The organism is Janthinobacterium foliorum (genome assembly GCF_978021625.1).
This window is the reverse complement of record NZ_CDXDQE010000001.1, coordinates 580,293-602,285: the sequence shown is the minus strand read 5'-3', so window position 1 is coordinate 602,285 and position 21,993 is coordinate 580,293. Positions and strand designations below refer to the sequence as shown.

At 64.0% G+C, this 21,993-nt stretch carries 19 protein-coding genes; 16 read left to right on the top strand and 3 right to left on the bottom strand.

From position 1 onward, the window contains the following. Positions 1-33: 33 nt before the first annotated feature. The gene (locus ACZ92H_RS02715) at positions 34-3,264 is read right to left on the bottom strand and encodes an Rne/Rng family ribonuclease (RefSeq protein WP_465048124.1); all 3,231 of its coding nucleotides are present in this window, start codon (positions 3,262-3,264) and stop codon (positions 34-36) included. Positions 3,265-3,950: 686 nt separating this feature from the next. Here ACZ92H_RS02715 and ACZ92H_RS02710 point away from each other — a divergent pair. From ACZ92H_RS02710 to ACZ92H_RS02695, 4 genes are all read left to right on the top strand, one after another. Then, the gene (locus ACZ92H_RS02710) at positions 3,951-4,946 is read left to right on the top strand and encodes an RluA family pseudouridine synthase (RefSeq protein WP_077407877.1); all 996 of its coding nucleotides are present in this window, start codon (positions 3,951-3,953) and stop codon (positions 4,944-4,946) included. An 88-nt stretch (positions 4,947-5,034) separates the two neighbouring features. Beyond that, positions 5,035-5,694, top strand: a complete 660-nt coding sequence (locus tag ACZ92H_RS02705) for an HAD-IIIA family hydrolase (RefSeq protein ID WP_131371471.1) — start codon at positions 5,035-5,037, stop codon at positions 5,692-5,694. After that, positions 5,691-6,068 (top strand): Rieske (2Fe-2S) protein, encoded by a 378-nt coding sequence (locus ACZ92H_RS02700; RefSeq protein WP_131371468.1) that lies wholly within the window; start codon positions 5,691-5,693, stop codon positions 6,066-6,068. Before ACZ92H_RS02705 ends, ACZ92H_RS02700 begins: the two co-directional genes overlap by 4 nt. A gap of 40 nt (positions 6,069-6,108) precedes the next feature. Beyond that, positions 6,109-7,107 carry a S49 family peptidase gene (locus ACZ92H_RS02695; RefSeq protein WP_131371465.1) on the top strand — a complete coding sequence of 333 codons (999 nt, stop codon included), beginning with the start codon at positions 6,109-6,111 and terminating at the stop codon, positions 7,105-7,107. A gap of 408 nt (positions 7,108-7,515) precedes the next feature. Here the strand turns inward: ACZ92H_RS02695 and ACZ92H_RS02690 are convergent, their stop codons facing one another. After that, positions 7,516-7,908: a hypothetical protein gene (locus ACZ92H_RS02690; protein ID WP_465048125.1), complete on the bottom strand. Its 393-nt coding sequence runs from the start codon at positions 7,906-7,908 to the stop codon at positions 7,516-7,518. A 256-nt stretch (positions 7,909-8,164) separates the two neighbouring features. On the opposite strand from ACZ92H_RS02690, the gene ACZ92H_RS02685 reads away from it, so the two are divergent. The 11 genes from ACZ92H_RS02685 (at position 8,165) to ACZ92H_RS02635 (ending at position 19,878) form a co-directional block, all read left to right on the top strand. Next, positions 8,165-8,875 carry a pseudouridine synthase gene (locus ACZ92H_RS02685; protein WP_465048126.1) on the top strand — a complete coding sequence of 237 codons (711 nt, stop codon included), beginning with the start codon at positions 8,165-8,167 and terminating at the stop codon, positions 8,873-8,875. 89 nt (positions 8,876-8,964) lie between these two features. Further along, positions 8,965-9,963, top strand: a complete 999-nt coding sequence (locus ACZ92H_RS02680; protein WP_465048127.1) for a fumarylacetoacetate hydrolase family protein — start codon at positions 8,965-8,967, stop codon at positions 9,961-9,963. A 423-nt stretch (positions 9,964-10,386) separates the two neighbouring features. Then, the gene (flhB, locus tag ACZ92H_RS02675; protein WP_131371453.1) at positions 10,387-11,580 is read left to right on the top strand and encodes a flagellar biosynthesis protein FlhB; all 1,194 of its coding nucleotides are present in this window, start codon (positions 10,387-10,389) and stop codon (positions 11,578-11,580) included. Further along, positions 11,577-13,673, top strand: coding sequence for a flagellar biosynthesis protein FlhA (gene flhA, locus ACZ92H_RS02670; protein WP_131371450.1), 2,097 nt, complete (start codon positions 11,577-11,579; stop codon positions 13,671-13,673). Before flhB ends, flhA begins: the two co-directional genes overlap by 4 nt. Before the next feature lie 341 nt (positions 13,674-14,014). Beyond that, positions 14,015-15,343: a flagellar biosynthesis GTPase FlhF gene (gene flhF, locus ACZ92H_RS02665; protein WP_131371447.1), complete on the top strand. Its 1,329-nt coding sequence runs from the start codon at positions 14,015-14,017 to the stop codon at positions 15,341-15,343. Then, entirely contained in the window at positions 15,336-16,199 is an 864-nt protein-coding gene (locus tag ACZ92H_RS02660) for a MinD/ParA family ATP-binding protein (RefSeq protein ID WP_465048128.1), read from the top strand. Before flhF ends, ACZ92H_RS02660 begins: the two co-directional genes overlap by 8 nt. Positions 16,200-16,244: 45 nt before the next feature. After that, a complete protein-coding gene (locus ACZ92H_RS02655) occupies positions 16,245-16,976 on the top strand; it encodes an RNA polymerase sigma factor FliA (RefSeq protein WP_071322371.1) in 732 nt (243 codons plus the stop codon). Then, positions 16,958-17,704 carry a flagellar motor protein gene (locus ACZ92H_RS02650; RefSeq protein ID WP_131371441.1) on the top strand — a complete coding sequence of 249 codons (747 nt, stop codon included), beginning with the start codon at positions 16,958-16,960 and terminating at the stop codon, positions 17,702-17,704. The genes ACZ92H_RS02655 and ACZ92H_RS02650 overlap by 19 nt, the downstream gene beginning before the upstream one ends. Before the next feature lie 5 nt (positions 17,705-17,709). Further along, positions 17,710-18,495: a flagellar motor protein MotD gene (motD, locus tag ACZ92H_RS02645; protein ID WP_465048450.1), complete on the top strand. Its 786-nt coding sequence runs from the start codon at positions 17,710-17,712 to the stop codon at positions 18,493-18,495. Between the two features lie 50 nt (positions 18,496-18,545). Then, positions 18,546-18,908 carry a translation initiation factor Sui1 gene (locus tag ACZ92H_RS02640; RefSeq protein WP_465048129.1) on the top strand — a complete coding sequence of 121 codons (363 nt, stop codon included), beginning with the start codon at positions 18,546-18,548 and terminating at the stop codon, positions 18,906-18,908. Between the two features lie 103 nt (positions 18,909-19,011). After that, complete coding sequence (locus ACZ92H_RS02635) at positions 19,012-19,878, top strand: hypothetical protein (RefSeq protein WP_465048130.1); 867 nt, start codon at positions 19,012-19,014, stop codon at positions 19,876-19,878. A 62-nt stretch (positions 19,879-19,940) separates the two neighbouring features. Here the strand turns inward: ACZ92H_RS02635 and ACZ92H_RS02630 are convergent, their stop codons facing one another. Then, positions 19,941-20,504 (bottom strand): PEP-CTERM sorting domain-containing protein, encoded by a 564-nt coding sequence (locus tag ACZ92H_RS02630; protein WP_465048131.1) that lies wholly within the window; start codon positions 20,502-20,504, stop codon positions 19,941-19,943. Between the two features lie 314 nt (positions 20,505-20,818). Between ACZ92H_RS02630 and ACZ92H_RS02625 the strand changes: the two genes are divergently transcribed. After that, positions 20,819-21,970 carry an acyltransferase family protein gene (locus tag ACZ92H_RS02625; protein ID WP_465048132.1) on the top strand — a complete coding sequence of 384 codons (1,152 nt, stop codon included), beginning with the start codon at positions 20,819-20,821 and terminating at the stop codon, positions 21,968-21,970. The last annotated feature ends 23 nt before the right edge of the window (positions 21,971-21,993 follow it).

Sequence of the window (21,993 nt, the reverse complement as noted above, 5' to 3'; positions counted from 1 at the left end):
TTCATCATTGGCGGCTGGGCGAACCCGGCACGCTTATGGACGCTGCGTGTTGACCTGGATCAACGGCTCGTCCGATTGCGGCGGCAATGGCTTGCGTTCGCGCGGCTTGCGTACCGGCGCGACAGCCTTGGCGGCCGCTTCCTGCGCCAGGCGCAGTTTTTCCGGATCGGTGGCAGCCAGGGTCAGGCCGGCCGAACCGAGCACCGCGTTCAAGTCCAGCGGCGCGGCCGCGGGAGCCGGTGCCGGCGCCGTCACCGGCGCAGGTACAGGAGCAGGAGCAGGAGCAGGAGCAGGAGCCACTTCGGCAACCGCTGGGGCGGCTTCGGCCACTACTGGCGCCGTTTCCGCCACGGCCGGCGCTTCGACGGCAGGCGCCGTTTCAGCTGCCGGCGCGGCCACTGGCGCTGCGTCTTCGATCACGGCGATGGCTTCGACCAGCGGCGCCGCTTCCACCACGGGGGCGGCTTCCAGGGCGGCGACAGGCACGGCTTCGACGATGATTTCCGCTGGAGCAGGAGCAGGAGCTGCTGCTTCCGGCGCGGCTTTCTCGGCAAAGCTGTACTCGGCGGCTGGCACAGGCTCGGCAGCGGCTGGTTCAGCTTGCGCTGCAGCAACGACTGCTTCGGCCGGGGCTTGCGGCACGATCACTTCGGCGGCAGGCGCGGCAGCTTCTGCGGCAGGAGCGCTTTCTTCCACCTTGGCGATGTCCACCACCTTGGCCACTTCCACCACTTCGATGACTTCCACGACGGCGGCTGGCGCGGCATCGGCGGCAGCTTGCACTGGCGCGGCGACGGCGACGACGGCCGTCGTGGCAACCACGGCGACCGGAGCGGCAGCGCTGTCGGCTTCCGGCGCCGGAGCCACCGTGAAGCTGATCACGGGTGCGTCCTGGCCGTCGTTTTCACCGTTTGCCGATTCGATCAGCTCGCCCGTTTCGCGGTCGCGGCGGTTGCGGTTGCGGCCACCACGGCGGCGGCGGCGGCGCGGTTCTTCGCCTTCGACGTCGTTTTCCGACTCTTCGCCTTCAGGACCGGCATTCACCGGGGCTTTCAGCAAGCTCGTTGGCGCGGCATCGGCGGCTGGGCCGCTGGATGGCACGACCACGTTGACGGCCGTGGCGGTGGCGCCGACCAGTGCCAGCTCTTCCGCTTTCACTTCAGCAACAACAGCCTTGTCGGCGCGTGGTTCGCGCGCTTCGCGCGGCTGGCGTGGCGGACGCTCGGCACGTTCAGGACGCTCTGCGCGCTCGGGACGTTCGCCCCGTTCGCGCGGCGCTGCCGTGGCGTCGGCTGGCTCGCGCGCTTCACGCGGTTCGCGTGGCAGGCGCGGCGGACGTGGCGGACGGGCCGCTTTTTCCAGTGCTTCCGCTTCTTTCGCGGCATCGTCCTGGGCTGGACGGCCCTGGCCCGGTTCGCGCTCTTCGCGGCCCGGCTTGCCGTTGCGGCCACGGCCACGCGGGCCACGGCTGTTACGGTCGCCACGGTCGGCAGTGCCGGCCGGCTTGACGGGAGCGACGGGCGCGGGTGCCGGTGCCACGGGGGCAGGGGCGCCCGTGAAGAAGCTGATGATCTTGGCGATCAGGCCTTGCGGCGCGGCGGGTGCAGGCGCCGGGGCGGCCTTCACTTCGACGGGCTTGCGCTCGACCAGCGGTGCCGGCTGGTCAGGGGTGATCGTCTTGACGACGGCTTCCTGGCGCGGCTTGGCTTCTTCCTTCTGGCGCTTGCTGTAAGCCATGTCGGTTTCAGCGTGTTCAGCCAGGTTGTAGCTGGCCTGGCTGTCTTCCAGACGCGGATCGTCGTGCTTGATGCGTTCCAGCTTGTAGTGCGGCGTTTCCAGATGCTTGTTCGGGATCAGGATCACGGCGATGCGGTGGCGGTTCTCGATTTTGAGCACTTCGCCGCGCTTTTCGTTGAGCAGGAAGGCGCCCACGTCCACGGGCACCTGCACGTGGATGGTGGCCGAGTTTTCCTTCATCGCCTCTTCCTGGATGATGCGCAGCACCTGCAGGGCGGACGATTCCGTATCGCGGATGTGACCGGTGCCGGAGCAGCGCGGGCACGTCACATGCGAGCCTTCGGACAGCGAAGGGCGCAGGCGCTGGCGCGACAGTTCCATCAGGCCGAAGCGCGAGATCTTGCCCATTTGCACGCGGGCACGGTCATGGTGCAGCGCGTCTTTCAGGCGCTGTTCCACTTCGCGCTGGTTCTTCGCCACTTCCATGTCGATGAAGTCGATGACGATCAGGCCGCCCAGGTCGCGCAGGCGCAGCTGGCGGGCCACTTCTTCGGCCGCTTCGCAGTTGGTGTTGAAGGCGGTCGTTTCGATGTCCGAACCGCGCGTGGCGCGGGCCGAGTTGACGTCGACGGAGACCAGGGCTTCCGTATGGTCGATAACGATGGCGCCGCCCGATGGCAGCGGCACGGTGCGGCTGTACGCCGTTTCGATCTGGTGTTCGATCTGGAAGCGCGAGAACAGCGGCACGTCGTCGCTGTAGCGTTTTACGCGGTGCACCATGTCGGGCATCACGTGGCTCATGAACTGGTGCGCCTGGTCGTAGATCTCGTCGGTGTCGATCAGGATCTCGCCGATGTCGGGCTGGAAATAGTCGCGGATGGCGCGGATGACGAGCGAGGATTCCTGGTAGATCAGGAAAGCGCCGTTGGCCGACTTGCCGGCGCCTTCGATGGCGCGCCACAGTTGCATCAGGTAATTCAAGTCCCACTGCAGTTCATCGACGTTGCGGCCGATGCCGGCGGTGCGGGCAATGACGGACATGCCAGCTGGCAAGTCCAGTTTATCCATGGTTTCGCGCAATTCCTGGCGCTCTTCACCTTCCACGCGGCGCGATACGCCACCGCCACGCGGGTTGTTCGGCATCAGGACCAGGTAGCGGCCGGCCAGCGAGACGAACGAAGTCAGGGCCGCGCCTTTATTGCCGCGCTCTTCCTTTTCCACCTGGACCATGATTTCCTGGCCTTCGCGCAGCGCTTCCTTGACGGAGGCATTGCGCACGTCCACGCCTTCGCGGAAGTACGTGCGGGCAACTTCCTTGAACGGCAGGAAGCCATGGCGGTCTTCGCCATAGCTGACGAAGCACGCTTCGAGCGATGGCTCGATGCGCGTGATCACGCCCTTGTAGATGTTGGATTTGCGCTGTTCGCGCCCGGCTGTCTCGATATCGATGTCGATCAGTTTTTGTCCGTCGACAATCGCTACGCGCAGTTCTTCTTGCTGCGTGGCATTAAACAACATGCGTTTCATTTTTATAACTCCGCGACCCGTAGGCCATCTCAAAGCCGCTTCCGGGGAAGCGGCGAAGTACAGGGATATATGCGAGAACGGGAGTGCTGGCGGGGGAAATGCCTTAGCGTGCGGAGCAACAACGCGTACGAGGTATACGTTACGGCCGCAACAGGCGCGGTGAGGTCGATCGTCATGCCGAGTGCACAGGACACCTGCAACTCATCTGAAGCAGCCCGGATGCCGGGGGCAGAGAATGCAAGTGGTCAGCAAATTCAGAGCCAAATCGTAAGCCGGCTCATTACAGGGATCGCGATGGCGAGGCTTGGCCTCAGCCTATTCATCGACAACCCTCAGTATTGTGGCCGCATACGGGGTTTGGCGAAAACGGCAAGCGTTATCAACTTCATCAACCCGCGAGCCCGACTCGATAAGTCGCGCTAACGGGTACTTATCCTTATAATCCAATACACTCACTTCAGCATCTCCACGCGTTATCCGATTACAACTACGGTGCAACCTTGATTCGCGCAGGGATGGTGCATATACATTTTTTTCCACCGAATTTGCAATTTGGCGAGGCCGGTGGAGACGCCCCTGTGTAAAATGTGCTTTTATTCTTACACTCGCAGCAGCCAGGGCCGCAGCAAAAACAATTATATATTCAAAATGAAGGACTTAGAGAGATTTCTGGGAAGACATAGTAAATGAAGAGTCAAAATGATGTTGTTCCCCCTTCAACACCCCCGGTTCAGCCGCAAGCGCAATTCGTCACGATCGCCGAAGAAGAAGCAGGCCAGCGTATCGACAACTACTTATTAAGAGTGTGCAAGGGAGTGCCTAAAAGCCACATCTACCGGATCTTGCGATCGGGAGAAGTGCGGGTCAATAAAGGCCGTATCGATCAGCTGTACCGTCTCGCCGCTGGCGACGTGGTGCGCATTCCACCCGTGCGCGTGGCTGAAAAGGCCGCCACGGGCGCGCCGGCTGCCGAATTCAAGATCATCTTTGAAGACGCGCAGTTGCTGGTCATCGACAAGCCGGCCGGCGTGGCCGTGCATGGCGGCTCGGGCGTGTCCTTCGGCGTGATCGAGCAATTGCGCGCCTCGCGCCCCGACGCCAAGTTCCTGGAACTGGTGCACCGCCTGGACCGCGACACGTCCGGCTTGCTGTTGCTGGCAAAGAAACGTTCTGCCTTGACGAATCTGCACGAGCAGATGCGCGACGGCGTCACCGACAAGCGCTATCTGGTGCTGGTGGCCGGTGACTGGAAGAATGCGCGCCAGCATATCAAGTTGCCATTGCATAAATATACGACGGCCGAAGGCGAACGCCGGGTGGCCGTGCAGGCCGATGGACTGGCCTCGCACACGGTGTTTTCACTGTTGCATAAATATCACAACTTCGCCTTGCTGGAAGCGGAATTGAAGACGGGACGCACGCACCAGATCCGCGTGCACCTGTCTTCGTCCGGCTTCCCCATCGCCGGCGACGATAAATATGGCGACTTTGCCCTCAATCGTGCCCTGCTGAAAGCGGACAGCACGCGCGGCGCCCTGAAGCGCATGTTCCTGCACGCGCATCAAATCACGTTCACGCATCCGGAAACGGGCAAGACGATGACCTTGAATGCGCCGCTGGCTGCCGAATGCGAGCGTTTCTTGGTAAGCTTGGGCAAACCATTGGCCGTTGCCGCACGATAAATAGTCACCGTGCGCGCGAGACTACTCACAAGGTAGTCAGTCGCCATCATTCATTCTCAAGGAGCCGGCGACTGGGTCGTCGGGAAACATGGCAAGAAAGCAATTTGATCTGATCGTTTTCGATTGGGACGGTACCCTGATAGACAGTACCTCGACCATCGTCAAGTGCATCCAGGCTTCGGCCAAAGACCTGGGCTTGCCTGTTCCCACCGAGTTGCTGGCCTCGCACGTCATCGGCCTGGGCTTGCAGGAAGCCATGCAGCTGGTGATGCCCGACGTGGAGCCGAAATACCACGCGCGCATGGCGGAACGCTACCGTTATCACTATCTGTCGCGCGACCATGAGCTGGCCCTGTTTCCCGGCGTTTACGAGATGCTGCAGGAACTGTCGCAGCAGGCGTACTTCCTGGCAGTGGCCACGGGCAAGAGCCGTGTCGGCCTCAATCGTTCATTGAACGCCGTCAAGCTGCTGTCCCTGTTCGATGCGACGCGTTGCGCTGACGAAACCTTTTCCAAACCCCATCCGGCCATGCTGCAGGAACTGACGCGCGAATTGGGGCAGGATATGCGCCGTACCGTGATGATCGGCGACACCAGTCATGATTTATTGATGGCAAGCAATGCTGGCGCGGCCGGTATTGCCGTAGAGTATGGAGCGCATCCCGTGGAGCAGTTGCAGGCTTGCAAGCCGCTGTATTCGGCGCCGACGGTGGCCGACCTGCATCAGTGGCTGAGCGAGCACGCATGATGGCTGATATCGTGGAAGTGCTGATCTGCGCCGCCGATGCCGTAGCCGATGGCGGCAAGGGCGTGCGCTTTCCCGTCCTGGCCGGCGGAGAAACCACCACGGGCTTTGTCGTGCGCCATGGCGGCAAGGCTTACGGCTACCTGAACCGCTGCGCCCACGTGCCGATCGAGCTGGACTGGGCCGAAGGCGAGTTTTTCGAGTCCAGCGGCCTGTACCTGATGTGTTCCACGCATGGCGCCATCTATGTGCCGGAAAGTGGCTACTGCGCAGGTGGTCCCTGCAAGGGCGGCCGCCTGCGTCCGATATCCGTGGCCGAACGCGATGGCCAGCTGTACTGGCAGCCCGATGACTATGTCAGGCCCGTGCCGGCCTGATCCCCGGCATGGCCTTGTTGCAATTTAAGCAAAGTGAACTATGAGCGATAACACGAATGACAAGGTGGGCGGCGGTGCAGCGGCGGGCAGCGGCGCGCCGGCCGGGAACTGGGAACGCGACGTGCTGGAAAAGCTGGTGTTTGCTACATTGCAAGAACAGCGCGCGCACCGCCGCTGGAGCATCTTCTTCAAGGTCTTCGGCCTGCTGATCGTGCTGTTCGCCCTGTGGGTGTTTTACGACTACAACAGCACGGACGACAGCGAAACCCTGGGCCGCCACACGGCCCTGATCGATATCAGCGGCGCCATCGAATCCGAGGGCAGCGGCTCGGCCGCCGTCGTCATCCCGGCGCTGGACAAGGCGTTTTCCGATAGCGGCTCGGTCGCCGTGGTGCTGCATATTAATAGTCCCGGCGGCAGTCCCGTGCAGGCCGGCATGATCGTCGACGAGATGCAGCGCCTGCGCAAGGGCTATCCGGACAAGCCCCTGTATGTGGTGGTCGATGAAATGTGCGCCTCGGGCGGCTATTACATCGCCGCCGCCGCCGACCGCATCTACGTCAACAAGGCCAGCGTGGTCGGCTCCATCGGCGTGCTGATGGATGGCTTCGGCTTTACGGGCGTCATGGAAAAAGTCGGCGTCGAGCGCCGCCTGCTGACGGCGGGCGAGAACAAGGGGTTCATGGACCCCTTCAGCCCCCTGACGGAAAAGCACAAGGCATATGCGCAAGGCATGCTCAATGAAATCCACCAGCAGTTCATCGAGGTGGTGCGCGCGGGACGCGGCAAGCGCCTGAAGGAAACGCCGGACACCTTCTCGGGCCTGTACTGGACGGGCGCGAAAGCCGTGGAAATGGGCCTGGCCGATGACTTCGGCACGGTCGACAGCGTGGCGCGCGACGTCGTCAAGGCGGAAGACATCGTCGACTATACGCAGCACGAAGGCTTGCCGGAACGGGTGCTGAAGAAGTTCGGCGCGGCCATGGGCGCGGGCGCCATGAAGGCGGCCGTGCAGCAGACGCAGCCGGCGTTGCGCTGATGCCAACAGTCGTGCTTGCCTGGCAAGAGAGGGCGTGAAGGATTTTCAAGAAGGTGGTAAATTGCCTTGAAAATCGACCCCCTTGGGCTATAGTGAAGCGGTAGTTCTTTTCAAGGAGGGGCGATATATCAACTATGTTGTCAGTACTAACTTGATTGGCAGGTCTTGGAACTACTCGCCGCATCGCAGATGTGGTTTTGAGTGAATTTACATTCCTCACTAAAGTCCCGATGGGGCTTGGGAACGGCGGCGCAATGCCGCCGTTTCCTTTTGCTGTCTGCTTTTTGGCGCTTGCGCATCGCGCTCGATGGCGTCGGGGGCGACAGCGTGTTGCCGGGCTGCGGAGGCCGGCCAGCTGCTGTGTGGAACATGCATGCGAGGGCAGGGCATGGCGATCAGATGCCGCTTTCAGGCGATACAGTCGTTGCAGTGCGCAGGCAAGGCCGGGCTGGCGGTTTGCTCAGCCAGCGCCGGCACTCCCTTTGCCGTGGCCTCGTTGTCGCATGGGGCGCCGGCTGCCACGGGCGCCGCCTCGCTGTCGAACTCCGCCTGCGCGTGGGCAAAGCCGCCCAGTTCCAGCCAGCACATGAAATGGCATTGCGCCTCCGCATGCCAGCGCACCTGACTGGCGGGGCTGGTCGCGTCATCCGGCATGCGCTCTTCCTGCGCCGGCGTGGCCAGGGCGCGGCGCCAGCGCGCCACGCCTAGCTGTACTTTATGCATGGCGCCCTGTTCGCTGGCGATACGGCTGCGCATGTCGTCGATGCTGCCTTGTAAGGCAATGGTGTCGATGTGCTTCATACAATGTCCTTGTGAGGCGGTGCCTGGTTATTATTCCTAAAGCTCGTTAGGCGGATTCCTAACGAAGTTTCAGTCTATCAATGCGATATTCCGAGCGCTTGATATATCTCAAAGGAATCAGCCATTTCTCGCCAAATCTCACCTTGTTCTTTTTTGTATTTCTGCCTGCATCATGGTTTTGACCTGCGAACACCCGCACGCAGGCGCCAGGTGCCGCCGCTTCACGCTGCCAGCCGCTTCTGGTAAAGTCACGCCCATGAGTAAATTATCCCTAGACCGCATCCTGCAATCGCAGGGTTTTGGCACCCGTAAATATTGCCGTTCCCTTATCGATGATGGCGATGTCGTCATCGATGGCGTTACCCAGACCAATTACCGCACCACCGTCGAGACCGATGGCCTGGTGCTGCACGTCTTCGAAGAAGAGTGGGTGTACCGCCAGCACCTGTACCTGGCGCTGAACAAGCCTGCCAATTTCGAATGTTCGCGCAAACCCAGCCACCATCCGGGCGTGCTGACCCTGCTGCCGGAACAGTTCACCTGGCGTGAAGTCCAGCCCGTCGGCCGACTCGACCACGACACCACCGGCATGCTGCTGATGTCCGACGATGGGCCGTTTATCCATGCACAATCGTCGCCGAAGCGCCACGTTCCAAAGATCTACCAGGCTACGACGCAAGAGCCCGTGACCGATGAACTGGTGGCCCTGCTGCTGGTCGGCGTGCAATTGCACGACGAACCGGCACCGCTGGCGGCCCTCGTCTGCGTCAAGCGCGGCGAACACCAGCTGGAAATCGTGCTGGAGCAAGGCAAATATCATCAGGTCAAGCGCATGCTGGCCGCCGCCGGCAACCATTGCAGCGCGCTGCACCGTTCCGCCATCGGCAGCCTGACCCTGGAGTCGCTGGGCATCGCCGAAGGCGAGTGGTGCTATCTGACCCCGGAGCAGCTGACGCTGCTGGCCTGACCCTCTCGCTGACCGCCAAAGCCGGGGATATCCCGGCTTTTTGGCGTCTTCAGCTTCCTACTGCCTGCATTTGACGAAGTTTCCCGTACATGAAATTAGCTACACTGAAGGATGGCACGCGCGATGGCCAGCTGGCTGTCGTCTCGCGCGACCTGAAAACGGCGCACCTGGCCGACGGCATCGCCTCCACCCTGCAAAAGGCGCTCGATGACTGGAGTTTCATCGCGCCCCAGCTGGACTTGCTGTACCAGACCATCAATAGCGGTCGCGGCCACCGCGCCTTCGACTTCGACCCCGCCAACTGCATGGCACCCTTGCCGCGCAGCAGCCTGCGCGTGGCCGGCGCCGCGTATCTGCAGCAGATCGAACGGGCCTGCAAGGCAGCCGGGACGGCGGTGCCGGGCAATTTGCGCGAAGCGCCGCGCCTGTACCAGGGCGCCAGCGACGATTTTCTCGGCGCCCAGGATGACATCGTCCTGGCGCACGAGCAGTGGGGCATCGACTACGAGGCGGGCGTCGCCGCCATCACGGACGACGTGGCCATGGGTTCCACGCCGGACCAGGCGCACCTGAACATCAAGCTGTTAATGCTGGTCAACGACGTCACCCTGCGCAACCTGGCGCCGGACGAGCAGGCGGGCGGCTATGGTTTCCTGCAAGCCAAGCCGGCCATGGCCTGTTCTCCCGTGGCCATCACCCCCGACGAGCTGGGCGATGCCTGGCGCGGCGGCAAGGTGCATTACGCCGTGCGTTGCAGCCTGAACGGCAAATTGTCGGGCCAGCCCCACGCCGGCGCCGACATGGCCTTCAATTATCCGCAGCTGCTGGCCCATTTGTGCCAGACGCGCAACGCGCGCGCCGGCAGCGTGGTGAGCGCCGGCGGCATCGCCAACAAGGAAGTCAAGAAGGGTTTTTCCAGCATCGTTGAACGGCGTAATCAGGAGATGACCGCCGATGGCGTCGCCAGCACGCCATATTTGCTGTTTGGCGATGTGGTTCGTCTGGAAATGCTGGGCGATGATGGCAAGTCGCTGTTTGGGGCCATCGAGCAGACGGTGAAACAGGCGGAAGCCAGAAAAAACCGTTAGGCGTCCCGAGAAAATGGCCATGACTGCGTTGCAGTCCCTCGCCGTACTATCCGTACTGTCTTCGGGGCTGCGTCTTGTCCTGACCGAAAAATGTCCCTGACTGCGTTGCAGTCCCTCGCCGTACTATCCGTACTGTGTTCGGGGCTGCGTCTTGTCCTGACCGAAAAATGTCCATGACTGCGTTGCAGTCCCTCGCCGTACTATTCGTACTGTCTTCGGGACTGCGCCTTGTCCTGACCATTTTTCGGACTCCTTTGCTTTGAAGTTGGGCGCCGGCGGCGCCTTGTTTCATTTAGGCAAAGGAAATACAGGGGATTTGTCCCCTTGTTCCGCCGATGGCACGGTCGGGCTTGAGCCGATAATGCTCCATGCCCAGTCCGTATTGCGCCTAGCCAGGCCGCAGGACTTCACCGGAGTTGATTGATGTCGGAAGACAGCGACGCAGAAAAGACCGAAGCCGCGTCACCGAAGCGCCTCGAGCAGGCGCGTGAGGAAGGCGACGTTCCGCGATCGCGTGAAGTGGCAACGTTTACGGTGCTGATGGCGTCCGGCTGCTGCCTGTGGTTTGCCGGCGACGCCATCGTGCGCCGGCTGACGGCCGTCATGGTTTCCGGGCTGACGCTGGACCGGGAACAGATCCTCAATCCCGATGCCATGATGCTGCGCATCGGCTACGACGTGGGCTCGGTCCTGCTCACTTGCCTGCCCTACGCGCTGGCCATCATGCTCGTGGCGCTGGCCTCGCCCGTGCTGGTGGGCGGCTGGCTGTTCAGCTCCAAGGCGTTTACCCCCAATTTCGGCAAGCTCAACCCGATTCGCGGCCTGGGCAACATGTTTTCGAAGAATTCGCTGGTGGAATTGCTCAAGGCCATCGCCAAGACCCTCGTCGTCGGCGTCGTGGCCTGGCTGGTGATGCAGCATCAGAAAGACGCCGTGCTGGGCCTGTCGGTGGAATCCTTACGCGCCGGCTCGGCCCATCTGATCAGCCTGCTGATCACGGCCTTTCTGCTGATCGTCGGCGCGCTGGGCTTTATCGCCGCCATCGACGGCCCCTATCAGATGTGGCATTACGCCAACAAGATGAAAATGACCCTGCAGGAAGTCAAGCAGGAGTCGAAGGAATCGGACGGCAATCCGCAGATCAAGGCGAAGATCCGCCAGATGCAGCATGAAATGTCGCGCCGCCGCATGATGGCCGACGTGCCCACGGCCGACGTGGTGGTGACCAACCCGACGCACTATGCGGTGGCGCTGAAATACGGCGAGAATTCGCGCGGCGCGCCGCAGGTGGTGGCCAAGGGGATCGACGAAGTGGCGGCGAAGATCCGCGAACTGGCGGGCGAGCACAAGGTCGCCATCCTGGAAGCGCCGGCCCTGGCCCGCGCGCTGTACAAGCATACGGACATCGGCGACGAGATTCCCGAGGCGCTGTACGGCGCCGTGGCCGAAGTGCTGGCCTACGTGTTCCAGTTGCGCAATTACGGCAATGGCCATGGCCAGCGCCCGGACAAGCCGAACAGGCTGGCAGTGCCGCCCGAGCTCGACCCGCTCAACCCCGCATCGCAGACACCACCGGCAGCAGACGCCGCAGACAAGAATAAAGGAAGTACACCATGAACGGCCTGAGAATGCCAGCCTGGCTCAGCGGAATGGGCAACAACGCCAGCAAGGGCATCGCCGCGCCGGTCATCATCATCATGCTGCTGGCGATGATGGTGCTGCCGCTGCCGGCCTTCATCCTCGACATCTTCTTCAGTTTCAATATCGCCCTGTCCATCATCGTGCTGCTGACGGCGCTGTACACGGTCAAGCCGCTCGATTTCATGGCCTTTCCAACCATTTTGCTGGTGTCGACCATGCTGCGCCTGTCCTTGAACGTGGCATCCACGCGCGTGGTGCTGACGGAGGGCCATACGGGCGCCGACGCGGCCGGTAAGGTGATTGAAGCCTTCGGTCACTTCTTGATCGGCGGCAACTACACGGTGGGTATCGTGGTCTTCATTATTTTGACGATCATTAACTTTACCGTGGTCACCAAGGGTGCGGGCCGTATCGCCGAGGTGGGCGCCCGCTTCGCGCTGGACGCCATGCCCGGCAAGCAGATGGCCATCGATGCCGACCTGAACGCGGGCCTGATCGGCGAAGACGAAGCGCGCCGCCGCCGCACGGAAGTGGCGCAGGAAGCGGAATTCTATGGCGCCATGGACGGTGCCAGCAAATATGTGCGCGGCGATGCCATCGCCGGCATCATGGTCACCGTCATCAATATCGTCGGCGGCTTGCTGGTGGGCTTGCTGCAGCACGACATGGGCTTTGCCGATGCGCTGAAGAACTACACCCTGCTGGCCATCGGTGACGGCCTGGTGGCGCAGATTCCTTCGCTGATCATTTCCACGGCGGCCGGTATCGTCGTCTCGCGCGTGGCCAGCGAACAGGACATCGGCACCCAGCTGGTGGGCCAGCTGTTTGCGAAACCGCAGGTGCTCTATATTACCGCCGGCATCATCGGCGGCATGGGCCTGATCCCCGGCATGCCGAACATGGTCTTCATCCTGCTGGCATCCCTGCTGGCGGGGGCTGCCTATCTGATCAGCAAGAAACGCGAGCAGGCGAAAGAAGCGGCCGAGAAGCCGGCCGACCTGCCGCAAGCTACCGTGGCGCCGGAGCAGGAAGAAGCCACCTGGCAAGACATCATGCCCGTCGATACCCTGGGCCTGGAAGTGGGCTACCGCTTGATCCCCCTGGTCGACAAGACGCAGGGCGGCGAGTTGCTCAAGCGTATCAAGGGCATCCGCAAGAAATTTGCCCAGGAAGTGGGTTTCCTGGCGCCGCCCGTGCATATCCGCGACAACCTGGAACTGAAGCCGTCCGCCTACCGCATCACCCTGAAGGGCGTGGAAGTGGGCGTGGGCGAAGCGTTCAATGGCCAGTTCCTGGCGATCAACCCCGGCATGGCCAGCGGCACCTTGCCCGGCCTGGCCACCACCGACCCCGCCTTCGGCTTGCCCGCCACCTGGATCGAGGCGAGCCTGCGCGACCAGGCGCAATCGATGGGCTACACGGTGGTCGACGCGGGCACCGTGGTGGCCACGCACCTGAATCACCTGATCACCTCGCATGCCTCCGAACTGCTGGGCCGCGCGGAAGTGCAATCGCTGCTCGACCACCTGGGCAAGGATGCGCCGCGCCTGGTGGAAGACCTGGTGCCGAAGATGCTGTCCCTGTCGACCCTGCAGAAAGTGCTGCAGAACCTGCTGGCCGAGGGCGTGCACATCCGCGACATGCGCACCATCATCGAAACCCTGGCCGAGCACACGGTGCACACGCAGGACCCGAACGACCTGACGGCGCTGGTGCGCGTGGCTCTGGGCCGCGCCATCGTGCAGCAATTGTTCCCCGGCGCGGCGGAATTGTCCGTGATGACCCTGGACAGCCGCCTGGAGCGCCTGCTGATGCAGGCCATGGGCAATGGCGGCGACGGCGCCGGCATCGAGCCGGGCCTGGCCGACACCATCGCGCACCAGGCGGGACTGGCCGCGCAGCAGCAGGAAGCGCTGGGCCTGACACCCGTGCTGCTGGTGCCGGCGCCGCTGCGCGCCTTGCTGTCGCGTTTCCTGCGCCGCGCCTTGCCGCAGTTGAAAGTGCTGTCGCATTCGGAAGTGCCGGAAACCAAGACGATACGGGTGACCAGCCTGGTGGGGGCGCAGTAGTTGGCATCGTCTATGCCGCAAACCCAGGCGAAGGGCCGGGGGCGAAGCCTCAGGGTTCGCCCCCGGTTGTCGCCTTGGGGTTTCGAAGCGGGTATGTCAATCGCCTGACGAATACCCCATCGGCCGCTTCTGCTTATTTTTTCATCAATTTCCTCCCGGCAAACTGAATAACGGGGACTTTCCCGTCCTGTTCCTTCGATCATTTCCCTAGTGCATCGCTAATAATGGAAACTGTCCGGGTGATCTGTGTCCATGTGGAAGACAGCACTCAAGCAACAGGAGTCGATGATGGTCACACAGTTCAGCCAATCTTGCGCCAACCCTGCCCTGGGAGGCCGGCCATGAATGTGAAGAAATTTACGGGCGCCTCGTCGCGCGATGCGCTGCGCAAGGTGCGCGAAGCGCTGGGGCCCGATGCCGTGATCCTGTCGAACCGCCAGGCCGATGGCGTGGTGGAAATCCTCGCGCTGGCCAATGACGACGCCGCTTCGCTGGCTTCGCCGCCGGCCGCCTCCGAAATGGCCCAGCCCCGTCCCCAGTTGCAGACCCAGTTCGCCGCGCCGCAGCGTGCGGCCGCCCCGGCCCAGCGCCCGGCCGCGCCGCGTGCCGCCGCGCCGCGCCAGCCAGCCGCCGAGCCCATGGACATGGCCCGCATGCAGCAGATGATGGCCAGCGCGCTGGCGCACGTGAAAGAGAACGCCGCCGCCGAGATGAGCGGCATGATGAATGAAATCCGCGCCATGCGCGGCATGATGGAAACCCAGCTGGCGGAAATCTCGTGGGGCTCGACGCAGCAGCGCGAGCCGCAAAAAGCCGTGGTGCTGCGCGAAATGCTGGCGGCCGGCTTCTCGGCCAGCCTGGCGCGCTACCTGATCGACAAGCTGCCCGCCGGCCTGGATGGCGCGCAAAGCATGCGCTGGATCAAGACTGTCCTCAGCCGCAACCTGAACACCGTGGCCAATGAAGACGCCATGCTGGAGCAGGGCGGCGTGTTTGCCCTGGTCGGCCCGACCGGTGTGGGCAAGACCACCAGCACGGCCAAGCTGGCGGCCCGCTGCGTGATGCGCCACGGCCCGGAGAAGCTGGCCCTGATTACCACGGATGCCTACCGTATCGGCGCGCACGAGCAGCTGCGCATCTACGGCAAGATCCTCGGCGTGATGGTGCATTCCGTCAAGGACGAGGCGGACTTGCGCATCGCCCTGAAGGAACTCAAGAACAAGCACACGGTGCTGATCGATACGGTGGGCGTGAGCCAGCGCGACCAGATGGTGACGGAGCAGGTGGCCATGCTGTCGGGCGCCGGCGCCGACGTGAAACGCCTGCTGTGCCTGAACTCGACGGCGACGCAGGAAACCCTCAACGAAGTGGTGCGCGCCTACCAGGGCAGCGGCCTGGCCGGCTGCATCATGACCAAGCTCGATGAGGCGGCGTCGATCGGCAACGTGCTCGACGTGGTGATCCGCCAGAAACTCAACCTGTTTTATGTGTCGAACGGCCAGCGCGTGCCGGAAGACCTGTACCTGGCCGACCGCGGCTACCTGATCGACCGCGCCTTCAAGCTCAAGCGCGATGCGGCGGCGACGCAGTTTTCCGACGCCGAACTGCCGCTGCTGATGGCGCAGGCGGCCGCCCGCAACAATGAAGCACGCGGGGTGCATCTTGGCTAATTTCGATTTCGACCAGGCCGAAGGCCTGCGCCGCATGCTGGCCGGCCCGCAGCCGCGCGTCATGACGTTCCTGTCGGCCACGCCGCAGGATGACAAGGGCGCCATGCTGGTCAACCTGGGCGCGTCGCTGGCCTATGGCGGCAATGAAGTGCTGCTGGTCGACGCCAGCGGCGGCAGCGAAGGCGTGGCAGCGCGCCTGGGCCTGGCGCATGGCGCCAGCCTGCTCGACGTGGCGCGCCAGCAGTGCGGCCTGAACCAGGTGATCCACCAGGTGCCGCAGGGCTTCGGCGTGGCCTACATGGGGGCGCGCAACCATCTGATGGATAGCCACGACTATGCGGGCGACGACGACACGCGCCGCCTGGGCAAGACCTTCGAGGTGCTGGCGCGCCAGAGCGGTATCGTGCTGGTCGACGGCGTGGTGGCGGAGCAGGGCGAGTGCTTCCCCGTGCCGCTGATGGCGTCTTCGGATATCGTCGTGCAAGTGTCGAACAGCGCCAATTCGATCAAGGCGGCCTACTGCCTGATCAAGCGCCTGAACCAGGAACTGGGACGCCGCCCGTTCGGCATTCTTGTCACCGGCGCTTCCGAATCCGAGGCAAAAGTGGTATACGATAATATGGCGCAGGCGGCGAGCCGCTATCTGGCCGTGAAACTGACCTCGATGGGCTCGGTGCCAGCCGATGAGTATCTGCACCGCGCGGCGCGCCTGGGCCGCAGCGTGGTCGATGCGTTTCCGCTGGCGGGCGCTTCGGTGGCGTTTCGCGGTCTGGCCGAGCGGCTGGTGCGTTCGGCGGCGCCGGTGCTCGGTTCCACCTTGTGCCAGACGGGGAGCGCCCACCATTTCAGCGCCTGACAGCAACCGTAGCATCAGATAAGACGAGAAAACAATAAGCAGCCTATGTACACGGTCAAAGGGAAATCGAACAAGGACTATTTGCTGACGGAGCATATTCCGCTGGTGAAGCGTCTGGCCCACCATATGAAGGCGAAATTGCCGCCTTCGGTCGAGGTCGATGACCTGATCCAGGCCGGCATGATCGGCCTGCTGGACGCCATCAGCCGCTATGAGGAAACGCATGGCGCGCAGTTCGAGACCTATGCCGTGCTGCGCATCCGCGGGGCCATGCTCGACGAATTGCGCACCAGCGACTGGCTGCCGCGCAGCATGCGCCAGAACATGCGCAAGATCGAAGAGGCGATGAGCATCCTGCAGCAGCGCCTGGGCCACCCGCCGACGGAGTCGGAAGTGGCCAAGCTGCTGAAAATGTCGCTGGCCGACTACCAGGAAATGCTGGGCGACGGCGGCGGCCACCAGCTGGTGTACTACGAAGATTTTCATGATCCGGACGGCAATGACAGCTTCCTCGACCGCCACTGCGTGGACGAGGACAGCGACCCCTTGCGTTCCCTGCTCGATACCGACTTCCGGCAATCCGTGATCGATGCCATCGACGCGCTGCCGCCACGCGAGAAAATACTCATGGGCCTGTACTACGAAGAAGAGCTGAACCTGAAGGAGATCGGCGCGGTGATGGGCGTGTCGGAATCGCGCGTCTCGCAGCTGCATACCCAGGCCGTCGCGCGCCTGCGCGCAACCTTGAGGGAGCAGGCGTGGACTGGTCCAGCGTAATCGGGCTGGCGCTGGCGCTGGCGGGCCTGCTGGTCGGCCAGGCACTGGAAGGCGGCAAGATGGCCTCCCTGCTGCAGCCGGCCGCCTTCGCCATCGTGGTCATCGGCACCTTCGGCGCCGTGCTGCTGCAAACGCGGCTGCGCACCTTCGTGCGCGGCCTGGAAATGCTGCGCTGGGTGTTCTTGCCGCCGGCCGACACGCGAGCCGCGCTGGCGCGCGACATCGGGCAATGGAGCCTGACGGCGCGCCGCGACGGCCCGCTGGCCCTCGAGCGCCTGATGGAAAACACGGCCGACCGCTTCAATGCCAAGGGCTTGCGCATGATCGTCGACGGCATCGCGCCCGACAAGCTGCGCCAGCTGCTCGACGTGGAAATCACCGCCTACGAGCTGGCCGAGCGCCAGGCCGTCAAGGTGTGGGAATCGGCGGCCGGCTATTCGCCCACCATCGGCATCCTGGGCGCCGTGCTGGGCCTGATCCACGTGATGGAAAACCTCACCGATCCCAGCAAGCTGGGCGGCGGCATCGCCGTCGCCTTCGTCTCCACCATCTACGGCGTGGGGCTGGCCAACCTGCTGTTCCTGCCGGTGGCCAATAAACTCAAGGCCATCGTCACGCGCCGCGTGCTGCAGTATGAGATCACGGCCGCCGTCATGTATGACATCGCCACCGGCGACCATACGCGCATCATCGAAGAGCGCGTTTCCAGCCTGCTGCACGAGCACTGACCATGATGCGGCGCGCGCGCAGGAAGTATGACGAGGAACCGGACAATCAGGACCGCTGGCTGATCTCGTACGCCGACTTCATCACCCTGCTGTTCGCCTTTTTCGTCGTCATGTACGCCATTTCGCAAGTCAACGAGGGCAAGTACCGCGTCTTCCAGAATGCCATCGGCCAGGCCTTTAGCCTGGAAAAGGGCGCGCCGCCCATCGTCATGGAAGCGCCGCAAGCCATCCCGCTGCCGAACCCCGCCCTGAAACGCCGCACGGAAGCCATCCGCCGCGAGCGCGAACACATGACGCGCCTGGCGCAGGACCTGACCTCGACCCTGGCGCCGCTGGTGAAGGAAGGCAAGGTGCGCGTCACGCAGACGAGCCGTGGCGTCAGCGTGGAAATCAACGCCAGCGTGCTGTTCGACCCGGGCGCGGCGCGCCTGACGGCCGAGTCGGACCAGGCCCTGCGCGCCGTCGCCGTGCTGCTGAAGGACGATGCGCACGACGTGCAGGTGGAAGGGCATACGGACGTCCAGCCCATCAGCAATTCGAACTTCGCCTCGAACTGGGAATTGTCCGCCGCGCGCGCCAGCGCCGTGGTGCGCCTGTTCATCGCCAGCGGCGTGCAGGCGTCACGCCTGACGGCCGTGGGCCACGCCGACAACATTCCCGTGGCGCCGAACGAGACGCCGGAAGGGCGCGCGCGCAACCGCAGGGTGGCCGTGACGATCCTGTCCGGCATACCCGAGACAGTGACGGAGGTGCCGACGGCGCCCGCTCCGGCGCCAGCGCCGGCCAACTGAAGGCCGCCGCTTGGTACAATCGCGGCCTTCCCATTTTTTATCTCACCATCATGAAAAGCAGTTCCCAGGGCGGCCTTGTGTATTCCACCGAAACGGGACGCATGTGCCCCGCGTGCCGCCAGCCGCTGGCGCAGTGCGTCTGCAAGGCGCAGGCCAAGGCGGCGCCGGCGGGCGACGGCGTGGTGCGCGTATCGCGCCAGACCAAGGGCCGCGGCGGCAAGAGCGTTACCGTGGTCAAGGGCTTGCCGCTGGACGCCATCGCGCTGGCCCTGCTGGGCAAGCAGTTGCGCACGCAGTGCGGCTCGGGCGGCACCGTCAAGGATGGCGTGATCGAGGTCCAGGGCGATCATGTCGAGACCATTCTGGCCGCGCTGGCCAAGCTGGGCCATCAGCCGAAAAAGGCCGGCGGCTAAAAAGAGGCCGGCGGCGGATCTTCTCCGGGCGTGCGCGCCGCGTGCGGCACGCCGGCGCGCGCCTGTGGTAACGTGCGCTTCCAGCCCACGCATAACCCTTATCATGAACGTCAAACTTGGCGGCATCGCCCTCGCGGCGCTCGCGGCAGCGCTGGCGCTGGCATATTGGCCCGCGCCTGACCGCAGCATGCCCGGGGAGGCCGGCGGCGCGACTGGCGCCGGCAGCGCACCGCCTGGCCGCAGCCTGGCCGCGTATTTCAATCCCGGCGCCAGTCCTTCGGCCGCGCCCGCTGCCGCGCCAGAGCCCGTGACCCTGGCGCGGCAGCTCGACCGCCTGGCGGCCAGCGGCAAGCCGGAAGACGCGTACGCCGCCTACAATCTGCTCGACGATTGCATCGCCTTCCAGCAGGAAGGGCGCTTGCCGGCGCTGGAATTCGAGCTGGGCCGCGAGATGACGGCGGAAGAAAAAGCCGCCCAGCGGCAGCTGTGCGCGGGCCTGACGCAGCGCCAGCGCGAAGACCGCCTGGCTTACCTGGCTACCGCCGCCAAGGCGGGCGTGCCGGGCGCGGCCACCCTGTTCCTGTCGGAAGGCCCGTTCGGCGACCGCAGCGCCCTGCGCAACCGCCCCGACGATCCGCTAGTGCAGGCGTGGAAGCAGCAAGCCATCGCCCAGCTGACGGCGCAGGCGGACAATGCCGAGCTGAGCAGCGTTTCCACTCTGATGATGGCGTATCTGCGCGATGGCGACGTGGTGCGCAAGGATGCGCCGCAGGCCTATGGCTACCTGCTGGCCCTACGTCTGGTCTACGACGACATCCTGGCGCCCGGCACCACGAATCCCTACCAGGATGAATACTGGCACTGGCTGCAGGATGAGCTGACCCCGGCACAGCAGGCCGCCGCCGCAGCCAAGGGCCAGGCTATCGCGGCGAAATTCCGCCAGCACACGGGACGCCCTGCGCATGGCTGAACGGTGCCAGCCCATGGCGCACGCGGCCGGCGACGCACGGCTGCGCGGCGGGTCAGGACCCGTCAGGCCAGGGTCTTGCGGCGCCGGATGCCATAGCCGATGAACCCCAGCCCCGCCAGCAGCATGGCATAGCTTGCCGGTTCGGGCACGGCCGTGGTGATGGAAATGTCCAGCACGGAATCGCGCACGCCGACGCCGGTCGCCACCATGGTATAGGTGCCCGCGCCCAGCAGTCCGCTGAAAGTGGAGTGGGCGAAGCCGCCCAGCACGCCGGCGAAGGTATCCGATTGCACCAGGTTGTGGCTCGCGTCGAACAGGTCGATGTTGACTCCCGTCAGGCGGGGCCCGAAGTCATTGGCGCCGGTGACCAGCCAGGCCGCGTTGCCCGTGAATGACTGCACGCCGCTGCCAACCGTAAACGTGGTCGTTTGCAGCAGCGAACCGCGTTCCGTCGTGAAGGTGTCGATGAACAGCGTGTCTTGCGCCAGCAGCGGCGCGGCCACCACGGCGGTCGAGACGAGATGGTTGTAAAAGACGGCTTGCGTGTCGGCTTGCGCGCATGGCGCCAGCAGGGTGCCGCCGAGCAGCAGCGCCGCGCCAGCCTTGGATAGTGAGATAGCGTTCATATCATGCTCCGAATGATTTTGCGATTGAAATGGCAAACGTCGTGGCGCAGCGCAAAAGCGCAGGCGGGACGCGTCGGAATGGATTAGCTATGCCGGCGGGAAGGGCTATTCTTGTCAGTGGGGAAAGTCCCACCTGTTATGGTGCGGCGTGCGCTAAGAATCAGCATATAGATACCGCTTCCCTCGGGTTTGAGCGCGCTCAAACGTACGGGAGTGACCGCGTCGCCAAGGTATTTCTGTTTTTCGGCTTTGCACGCTCTCATTGCACGCATGCCGTGGCATGATGGCGGCTTGCCATCATCGTAACTTATTGCATGCCATTCTATGTTTCTGCCGCCGGCCGCTTGCCCGGCCTCGACCTGCTGCGCGCGCTGGCCATCGGCTGGATCATGCTGTATCACCTGGAAAGCTATGGCCTGCGCTTGCCTGGCCCTGTCGTCGCTTACGGCTGGATGGGCGTGGACCTGTTTTTCGTACTCAGCGGCTACCTGATCGGCTGGCAATTGCTGCGTCCATGGGCCGCTGGCGCGCGGCCCGCCTGGCGCCCGTGGTGGACGCAGTTCATGCTGCGCCGCAGCTTGCGCATCCTGCCCGTGTATCTCGCCGTGCTGGCGCTGTATGTGCTGCTGCCGGCCTCCGGCGAGGCGGACGTCATGCGGCCGCTGTGGCAGTTTCTGACCTTTACCGTCAATCTGTTTCCCGGCGCGCCCGATGCGCGCGCCTTTTCGCATGCCTGGTCGCTGTGCGTGGAAGAACATTTTTACCTGTTGCTGCCGCCAGTGGCGTGGTGGCTGGCGCGCCGGCCATCCGCCGGCAGGGCAGTGGCCGTGGCGCTGGGCGTGCTGCTGGGCGGCATGCTGCTGCGGGCCTGGCTGTGGCAACAGGAGCTGGCGCCGCTGCTGGGGCAGGGGGCTTACGTCGAGCGTTTCATCGCCTTGATCTACATGCCCAGCCCGGCTCGCCTGGATGGTTTGCTGATGGGCGTGCTGCTGGCCGTCACGCGCGGTTTTCGTCCCGCATGGTGGGCAATGCTGATGGCGCGCGGCGTGCTCTTGCTGGTATCGGGGACGGCGGGACTGGCGGGTGCCATGTGGCTGCTACGCGGCGTGCCGGGCTTTGCCGGCATCGTCTTCGGCTTTCCCTTGTTGTCATGCAGCCTGGCATGCCTGGTGGCCGGCTGCATCAGCGGGCACACCTGGCCAGGCCGCTGGCGCGTGCCCGGGGCGTCCACCCTGGCGACTCTGGCATTGAGCCTGTACCTGACGCACAAGCAGGTGTATCACGCGCTCGATGCAGCGCTGGGCGATGCGCTGGGCGCATCGCCCGTCATGGCATTTTGCGTCTACAACGGCGTGGCCTTGCTGGCGGCGGCAGCGCTGTACTGGCTGGTGGAGCGGCCGGCCTTGCTGCTGCGCACGCGCCTGCTGGCGTCCGCGCCCGTGCATGGCTTGCAGCCTTCGGCATAGGAGCGAGGCGCGGGGCATCACGC